The organism is Monashia sp. NPDC004114 (genome assembly GCF_053603855.1).
The window spans coordinates 91,986-100,493 of the sequence record NZ_JBSGGK010000001.1 but is presented as its reverse complement, the minus strand read 5'-3'; the positions used below and the strand labels follow the sequence as shown (position 1 = coordinate 100,493).

Below are 8,508 nucleotides of genomic sequence, written 5' to 3'. Positions count from 1 at the left end.
CGATGCCCAGACTCGTAGCACGAGTCGTCAACCGACGGGGAGGTCGTGTGCGATCGCTTCCCATGCAGGCCGACATCGACGCCCAGCTCGGCGGAAGATGGTCATCCCTCGTGGGTCGCAGCGGCCGGGAATGGTTGTGGCGCAACGATGTTCCGGCTCGGCGGACTGTCCGTCCCGGAGACCCGTTCGTGGACGCCGGCGGTCTCGAGGAGTGCCTCCCCACGATCGGCGGGAGTCCTGACCACGGGGATGTCTGGTGCCGGCGGTGGGACCCGGAAGGCGATGGGCTCGTGGTCTGGGCCGACCCGTTCACCCTCCGCAGAAGCATCGACGTCGGACCCTCCGGGATCACGGCGCGCTATCGGTTGCAGGGTCCGCCCGGTGCGCGTTTCGTGTGGGCGGCACACGCAGCGATCGACCTCGCTCGCGGCGCTCGGGTTCTTGTCCCCAACGGACGCGACATGTGGGTCAACGACGAGCACGGCACATCGGAGGCATCGTGGCCCAGCTTCCGGGGCACGGACCTGAGCCGGTTGGACGATGACGACGGAACCGCTCTCATGATCATCGTCCCGGAGCTGCGTACGGTGTCGGTTCTGGATGGCGACGACGTTCTCGTCCTGACGCTCAGGGTCGAGGGCCAGCCCGCCGGCATAGCGATGTGGCGAAACCTCGGCGGGTGGCCCTCGGCCGACCCCTATCGCTCCGTTGTCCTCGAGCCGATGCTCGGCTACTCACCGACCCTGTCGTTGGCCGGTGACGGCGAGGCAGCGGTGGTGCCATCGTCCGGCGAAGTGACGTGGACTCTGAGCATCGACGGCTGACCTGGAGACCCGATGATCTGGTGGGAGCGTGACCCGGAGGCGCCGAACTGCCGCGTGGTGGTCAACGACGAAGAGCAGTACGCGCTGTGGCCGCATGACGCCGCCTTGCCGGCGGGATGGCGCGACACCGGCATGACCGGCACTGCCGACGAGTGTGCCGACTACGTGGATCGAGTGTGGACCGACCTGACACCAGCGAGCATGCGAGCTGACCGGCCCGCCGCCGGCAACGCCGGCGTCACGAAGGACCCGTCAGGAGCTGGTTGATCACCGCTTCCTCGATGCGGGCCGCGAGCGTTCGCACGGTCGGGTTGGTGAACACCATCTCCAAGGTGACCTTGCAGTCGAAGTCCGCCGACGCGCGAGCGGACACGCGAACAGCGAGCAGGCTGTGACCCCCGAGATCGAAGAAGTCGTCGTCGATGCCCACCTGCCCGGCTCCCAGAACGTCGCCGACGATGCCGGCAAGCCGGCGCTCGACGTCGGTCCGCGCAGGAGCGAAGGCGGCCGCGAGCGATGCACGGGTGCCCGACGGCTCGGGAAGCGAAGCGGTGTCGACCTTGCCGTTCGGTGTCAGCGGGAAAGCATCCAGCACGATGATGGTCTCTGGCACGAGGTAGGCGGGCAGCACTCGGGAAACCTGACGCCGCAGCTCTTCTGGAGCGATCGGTGCAACAGTGACGACGTAGGCGACGAGCCGGTCCGGCGCGTGCTCCCCGTGGCCCACGACCAGGGCTTGCACCACGGCGGGGTGATCGGCCAATGCTGCCTCGACCTCGGCAGGCTCGACGCGGAACCCGCGGACCTTGAGCTGACGATCGACGCGACGAAGGTACTCCAATGTCCCGTCGCGACGTCGGCGCCCCCAGTCTCCAGTCCGATACAGCCGGCCCCCGTCCGCGCCGCCATCCGAGGCGAAGGGGAAAGGCAGAAACCGCTGGGCCGTGAGCCCCGGCCGCCCGCGGTAGCCGCGAGCGACCCCTGCGCCCGCGATATAGATCTCTCCGTGCACCCCCGGCGGCACCGGTTGGAGCCGTTCGTCGAGGACCACCACGGTGGTGCCGGCGAGCGGGCGGCCGATGGCCACCGTCTCGGGGTCGGACCCGATGGGTGAGATCGTCGACCAGATGGTTGTCTCAGTGGGCCCATAGAGGTTGTAGACATCGTCGGCAAGGGGCAAGAGTCGCTGGGCGAGGCTGCGCGACAGCTGCTCGCCCCCACACATGGCCACTCTCAGGTGCGGCAGCTCCGGACGGAGAACCAGACCCTCCCACGTGGCCGGCGTCGCCTGCAGGATCGTGGCTGCCTCCCGCCGCACGAGCTCGGCGAGCGCTATGGGATCCTGCGCCGTCGCACGGTCAGACACCACGAGTCGCGCACCGGCGAGCAACGGGAGGAACAGCTCCAGGGCCGCGATGTCGAACGACACGGTGGTGACCGCGACGAGGACATCATCAGGGGTGACGGCCAGCCGCACCGACAGGTCAGCAAGCAGGTTGAGGAGTGCAGCCTGCGTGATCTCCACACACTTGGGCTCCCCGGTGGATCCCGACGTATGGATGAGGTAGGCGAGCTCCTGAGGGTCGATCCAGCCGTCCACCTCAGGCGGCGCCGCATCTGCCGATGGCTCGAGCCGCTCGTCGACGACCACCACAGGTATGCCGTCCGGGACGCCCCGCGCGGAGTCGGCTGTGAGGAGGGCGGCCGCGCCGACGCCGCGGACCAGGTTCGACAGCCTGGCGGGCGGCTGCGTCGGGTCGAGCGGCGAGTAGGCGCACCCGGCGAGGTGCACACCGAGCAGCGCGGCGACCAGATGTGGGCCCCGGTCCAAGCAGACCGCGACCACGGACCCTGGCACGACACCCGCCGTCCTGAGCGCCAGAGCGTGGTCGGCTGCCGCGGCCAAGAGCTGGCTGTAGGTCCAGGAACGTTCGCCGCTCGTCAGCGCGACGGCGTCCGCGCGCTGCACCGCAGCCTTCACGAATGCTGCGATGAGCGTGCCGTCCCGACCGGGCGATGCGTGCGCGTCGGTCAGCTCCGCGAGCTCGGTGGCTCCCACGAGGGGGAGTGCGTCCACAGGCGTGTCAGGCTCGGCGCAGGCCTCGACGAGGAGCAGCTCCAGGCCGTCGGCCAAGGACTCGATCGTGGCCGGCTCGAACAGATCCGTGTCATAGGTGAACGCTGCCTCGAGGTGGCTTCCTCGATGGGCGAACGACACCGAAATGTCGAAACGGGCGGTGCCGGTGTCGACCCGTTCTGGCTGGGCGACCATCCCGCTCCACGCCGGCATACGGGGCGCCTGCAGGTCAGCCAGCACCTGGAAGATGGGGCTGTACGCGAGCTCGCGGTCGGGGCGGAGCGACTCCACCAGCTTCTCGAAGGGCAGGTCCCGGTGCTCCAGGACTCGCAGCAGAGTGTCGCGCACGCGCCGGACGAGCGCGCGGAACCCGGGGCGGCCCGTCAGGCGGATCCGCACCGGCAGCATGTTGACATAGAGGCCGAAGGCCCTCTCGTGCTCGACCGACTCCCGGCCAGATGACGGGACACCGACGACAACGTCCTCCTGGCCGGTGTACCGGCCGAGCAGGGACGCCCAGCCGGCCAGCAACACCATGAACGTGCTCGCCGAACCATTCCGCGCGAGCTCCTCCAGGTCGCGGGACAGCGATGCCGGGAAGGTCCGGTAGAGCTTCGCGCCCCGATGACGCTGGACGGATGGACGCGGACGGTCCCACGGCAGCGCGATGAGGGCCGGAGCACCGTCGAGCTCGGAGCGCCAGAAGGCGAGATGGCTCTCCACGATCGCTGGCGAGAGCTCGTCCCGCTGCCGCGCCGCATGGGCCGCGTAGTCCGCTCCCGTCGGGGCGGGCGGCGGTGGTGAGCCCTGGCTTCCTGTGCCGTGACGCACCTCGTCGTAGGCCTCGCTGAGCTCGTCCCAGAAGAGGTTCACCGACCAGGCATCCGCTACGAGGTGATGGATCCGAAGGAGGAGCACGTGTTCTGTCACGCCGCGGCGAAGACAGGTGAGACGCATCAACGGCACCTGGTCCAGCGGCACCGGCTCCGCGGCGAGAGCCCGAAGCTGCCGTGAAAGGTCGGCCTCGCTGGGTGACTCGATGAGCTCGACGATGTCGCCGGGGGCGTCGAGGCACGCGCCCGGCACCCCTTGGTCCGTGGTGTAGCGCGTGCGAAGGGCATCGTGGCGGGAGATGACGATGGATGTGGCTGCCGCGAGGGCATCGAGACGCACGTCGCCCCGCACGCGAACAGCGACCGGAATCGTGTTGAGCGGAGTGCCTGGCAGCAGCTGCTCGAAGAACCACAGGCGCTCCTCCGCGAACGACAGCGATCTGGTCTCCGAGCCGGTGGTGGACGTCCCCGGCTCGGCGCTCGGCCCCGGGCGAGCCTCACCCTCCGGCGATCGATCCCGCACGCGGGCGCTCAGGAGCGCTGGGGTCGGCGCGGCGAACAGCTCTCTGAGAGTCAGCCGGACACCCCAGAGCTCGTGAACACGAGCAAGCAGGGCCATGCCGCTGATCGAGTCGCCTCCGAGGTCGATGAAGTCGTCGTCCATGCCGACATCGGCGCCGAGGACCCTCTGCCAGCACCCGAGCATGTCGTGCGCGTCACTGGCGGTATCGAGCTCGGTGGCGGAATCCGCTCTCCGGTCTCTGGACACTCGCTCAGGATCGGGAAGCCGGGCCCGATCCAGCTTTCCCGTGACCGTGCGTGGGAGTGCGGCGAGCCGGACGACACGATGCGGGACGAGAGGCTCCGGAACGTGGTTGCGCACATGGGACATCAGCTGGCTGTCCGAGACTCGGCGCCCAGCAGGATCGACGACGTAAGCCACCAGGAGCGGTGAGGTGCGACCCCGGTCGACCAGCCGGACGGCCGCATCGGCGACGTCCGGGTGAGCAAGCAGGATGCCGTCAAGCTCGGCCGCCTCGAACCGAAAGCCATGGAGCTTGAGCTGCTCGTCGACGCGCCCCAACAGATCAAGCCGTCCGTCCTCGTCCCAGCGACCAAGGTCGCCTGTGCGGTACATCCGCGCACCCGGGATCGGGCTGTACGGGTCAGGCATGAAGCTTCGCGCCGTGAGCGAAGGCTGGTTGAGATAGCCGCGAGTGACCCCAGCGCCGCCGATCCAGACCTCGCCCGGCTCGCCTGACCGCACTGGGCGGAGCACATCGTCCAGCACGCGGATGTCGGTGCCGGGCAGCGGCATACCCACCGGAATCCGATCGCCGTCGTGTGAACCGACTGTGTGGAACGTGCTCGTCATCGTGCACTCGGTGGGTCCGTAGTGGTTCACCACCTCGGCGCCTGGGAAGACGCGGGACGCGCGAGACACCGTCTCCGTGGGGAGGCGCTCGCCGCTCACCATCAGCAGCCGAACCGTCGAAGCCCGGTCTTCGTCCGGCCACGGCTGCGCGCACAGCAGCCGAAGTGTGGCGGGCACCAGGCTGGGGAGCAGCGTCACGCCCTCTCGTGCGATCAACGCGTGCAGCGTCGAGGTCACGAACTGTTGGCCCAGCGGAGGGATCACGCTGCGGCCGCCGACGGTCAACGGGCCGAACAGGTCACGGATCGAGGCGTCGAAGGTCATCGCCGCCATCTGAAGGGCGACATCGCCCGACGCCAGGTAGCCGGCGTTGACCAGACCGCGCAGGTACGAGACGGCATTGCGGTGTTCCGTCCCGACCGCTTTGGGACGCCCCGAGGATCCGGACGTGTACGTGATGTACGCCAGCCGGGAGGCGTTCCGCGCGTCGTCCACCGCGTCACTCACAACCAACCGACGCATGTCTTGCGAACCGATGACCCCGTCGGCCGCGGCGTCGTGCCGTCGCACGTGGAGCTGGTCTTTCCAGCTGTGCACCAGCACGCGGGCGCCTGCCTCGCGCACCATGAGCTCGCGGCGTGCACGTGGCAGCGCCGGGTCGACAGGCAGGTAGACGCCACCGGCCTTCCACACGGCGATCATCGCGACGACGAGATCGACTCCGCGCGGGAGCAGGACCGCAACGACCGGCTCAGGGCCCGCGATGAGCTCCCGAAGCCGTCGAGCCAGGCGCTCCGCACTCTCGTTCAGCGTTGCGTAGCGCAGCCGCTGGTCACCACAGACGACGGCCTCGTCGTCGGGGCGGGCGCTCGCCGCCTGCTCGAACAGCTCGTGCAGGAAGGTCTGCTCGGTCACTGCGGTGCCCCCAGCAGCCGATCCCACTCATCGTCCGTGATGCTTCCCCCGGACACCACGACTCCGATCCGGCTGTTCGACGGCTCGCCGAGCCGCTCGGACAGGGCGCCGGCCAGGGCGACCGCACCACTCGGTTCGGCGTGGACGCCGAATCGGTCGTGCAGCAGGCGCATCGCAGCCAGGATCTCGGCGTCCTCGACGACGATGATGCGATCCACGAGCCGACGCACGATGGGAAAGGTCAGCTCTCCCGGCGTGCGGTGCCGCAGCCCGTCGGCGATCGTTGCCGGAACAGGGATCCGCACCCGCGAACCCCGGATCATCGACTGGCGGGTGTCGTCGCCGGTGCGCGGCTCGACACCCACCACCCGGCACCCGGGGCACAGCAGGTTGGCGGCGATGGCAGTTCCGGCCGCGAGACCGCCACCACCGACCGGAACCACGATGGCGTCGAGCCCGCCCGCCTGCTCGAGCAGCTCGCTCGCGACGGTAGCCGCACCGCAGACGACCTGCAGGTCATCCGCGGACCGCACGATGGTTCGCGCTTCCTGACGCGCAACCCGGGCGACGACCTCGTCGCGGTCGTCAGTCTGAGGGTCGTACTCGACGATCCGGGCGCCGGCTTGAGCGATCGCCGTTCGCTTTCCCATCGGGCAGTCGTCGGGGAGAACGACGACGGCAGTCGTTCCGGCTGCGGCCGCGGCCGTGGCCAGCGCGTATCCGTGGTTGCCCGACGACGCCGCCACGACGCCGCGGCGCATGGCGCGCGCATCAAGACACAGGACCGCGTTCCACGCACCCCGGGACTTGAACGACCCGCACACCTGCTCGTGTTCGGCCTTCAGGAAGAACTCGGTGCCCTGTCTCTTCAGCCTCAACACGCGAGTCAGAGTGATCGCCGGCTCCAGCCGGCGACACGTGGACGCGAGGTCGGAAGCGTGGATCATGGCACCTGCCGAGCCGATCGGTTGCACCAAGCCTCCCGCGAACGAGGCTCCGCGACAATCCGCCACCGGACCGACCCCCGCTCGGACAATGTGCACTCCGACCGCAACCCACCCGGTGATCGCGAAGTCCTGCCGGTTGTAACTGTCTCCACGGTGCGGCTGCCGGGTGTGTTGCCGGCCACACGGCATACGGCATACGGCTCCGTCGTGTCGTGTCGTGTCGTGCCTAGAGCATCGGCGGCGCTTCGTGGCCGGTGCGGTGGCCGTCGGCGCGCTCGAGCCGTCCACGGTGGTGCAGGACGACCAGCTCGCGCGTCGTCACGGGAGGGAAGGCGTGGATACGCCGCACCCCGACCGACTCTCCCCGGGCGATGACACGGTCGCCGAGGAGTACCTCGTGTCGGCCGATGAGCTGGCCCTCGACGAGGTCTTCTGCGAGGTCCAGGTGGTCAATCGTCGCCTCCCGCGCCCAGGTGATGCGAGTTTCGCCCGGGAATGGGTGCAGGGTCGCCGGCACGGGCGTGCCGAAGCGGCGTTGCAGCTCGGTCGCGGTCGCGAGCAGCCGCTCGCAGTCGGCAGGGTCGAGCTGTCCACGGCGGTCGGGAGGGACGTTGAGCAGCAGGCCCGCTCCCAGGCCGACGGAGCGGTACCAGATCGCCAGGAGGTGTTCGCGGCTCTTGAGGGTGGTGAGGTCGTCGGGCTGCCAGAACCAGTTGGCTCGGATCGGCACGTCGCACTCCGGCGGCAGGTAGATCTCGTCCGTCAGAGCGTCGTCGTCCGTGGCGTAGAGGCTGCGCGTCGTGGCCCGAGTGACATAGGTGCACGGGTCGCTTGCGAGACCGTCCTCGTTGCCGACCCACCGGATGGTCGGGCGTCCGAGGTTGAAGACCATCGCCCCGGGCTGGTGCCGATCCACGATGTCCATGAACCCGTCCCAGTCGTAGCTCCGCCCCTCCGAGCCGGCGCCGTCGAACCACAGCTCGACGAGATCGTCGTAACGCGTGCACAGCTCGGTCAGCTGGGTCGCGTAGAAGGCGTCGTATGCCGGCGGGTCGGCATAGCACGCCGCGTTTCGATCCCAAGGGGACAGGTAGATACCGGCCCCGATCCCGACCGCGCGGCAGGCCTCGGCGAAGTCGCCCACCACGTCCCCTCGCCCACGGCGCCAGGACGACGACGCGACGGAGTATGCCGTGGTGGCCGTCGGCCACAGGCAGAAGCCGTCGTGGTGCTTGGCCGTCAGGACGGCATAGCGCGCTCCCGCCCTGGCCGCGGTCTCGACCCACTGGTGTGCGTCGTAGTCGGACGGCTGGAACGTGTCGGGGTGGAGCGTCCCGTCGCTCCACTCGACGCCGTTGAACGTGTTGATCCCGAAATGGAAGAACAGCCCGAAGCCGGCGCGTTGCCATGCGAGCTGGCCTGGGGTCGGTCGCGGCCTCATGACGCTTCGCCCGGCATCACGCGGCCCCGAAAGGGCAGGGCCTGAAGTAGCAGCACCTGCTCATCGTCCGAGATCAACTTCCTCACCGGTTCGGGT

5 protein-coding genes are annotated in these 8,508 nt (G+C 69.2%); 2 read left to right on the top strand and 3 right to left on the bottom strand.

All coding sequences use genetic code 11. From position 1 onward, the window contains the following. Positions 1 to 47: 47 nt before the first annotated feature. Together ACWEOW_RS00420 and ACWEOW_RS00415 are read left to right on the top strand one after the other, a co-directional pair. Complete coding sequence (locus ACWEOW_RS00420) at positions 48 to 824, top strand: hypothetical protein (protein WP_452267168.1); 777 nt, start codon at positions 48 to 50, stop codon at positions 822 to 824. A gap of 12 nt (positions 825 to 836) precedes the next feature. After that, complete coding sequence (locus ACWEOW_RS00415) at positions 837 to 1,091, top strand: MbtH family protein (RefSeq protein ID WP_452267167.1); 255 nt, start codon at positions 837 to 839, stop codon at positions 1,089 to 1,091. Here the strand turns inward: ACWEOW_RS00415 and ACWEOW_RS00410 are convergent. From ACWEOW_RS00410 to ACWEOW_RS00400, 3 genes are all read right to left on the bottom strand, one after another. Further along, on the bottom strand, positions 1,063 to 6,024 hold the full coding sequence (locus ACWEOW_RS00410; RefSeq protein WP_452267166.1) for an amino acid adenylation domain-containing protein: 4,962 nt from the start codon (positions 6,022 to 6,024) through the stop codon (positions 1,063 to 1,065). The genes ACWEOW_RS00415 and ACWEOW_RS00410 overlap by 29 nt on opposite strands. Then, positions 6,021 to 6,971 carry a pyridoxal-phosphate dependent enzyme gene (locus ACWEOW_RS00405; RefSeq protein ID WP_452267165.1) on the bottom strand — a complete coding sequence of 317 codons (951 nt, stop codon included), beginning with the start codon at positions 6,969 to 6,971 and terminating at the stop codon, positions 6,021 to 6,023. The genes ACWEOW_RS00410 and ACWEOW_RS00405 overlap by 4 nt, the downstream gene beginning before the upstream one ends. A 226-nt stretch (positions 6,972 to 7,197) precedes the next feature. Continuing rightward, positions 7,198 to 8,412, bottom strand: coding sequence for an alpha-L-fucosidase (locus ACWEOW_RS00400; protein ID WP_452267164.1), 1,215 nt, complete (start codon positions 8,410 to 8,412; stop codon positions 7,198 to 7,200). Positions 8,413 to 8,508 lie beyond the last annotated feature (96 nt).

Coding starts and splice junctions, on each gene's coding strand:
- ACWEOW_RS00415 (WP_452267167.1), top strand. CDS start 837: ATGATCTGGTGGGAGCGTGACCCGGAGGCGCCGAACTGCCGCGTGGTG.
- ACWEOW_RS00405 (WP_452267165.1), bottom strand. CDS start 6,971: ATGATCCACGCTTCCGACCTCGCGTCCACGTGTCGCCGGCTGGAGCCG.
- ACWEOW_RS00400 (WP_452267164.1), bottom strand. CDS start 8,412: ATGAGGCCGCGACCGACCCCAGGCCAGCTCGCATGGCAACGCGCCGGC.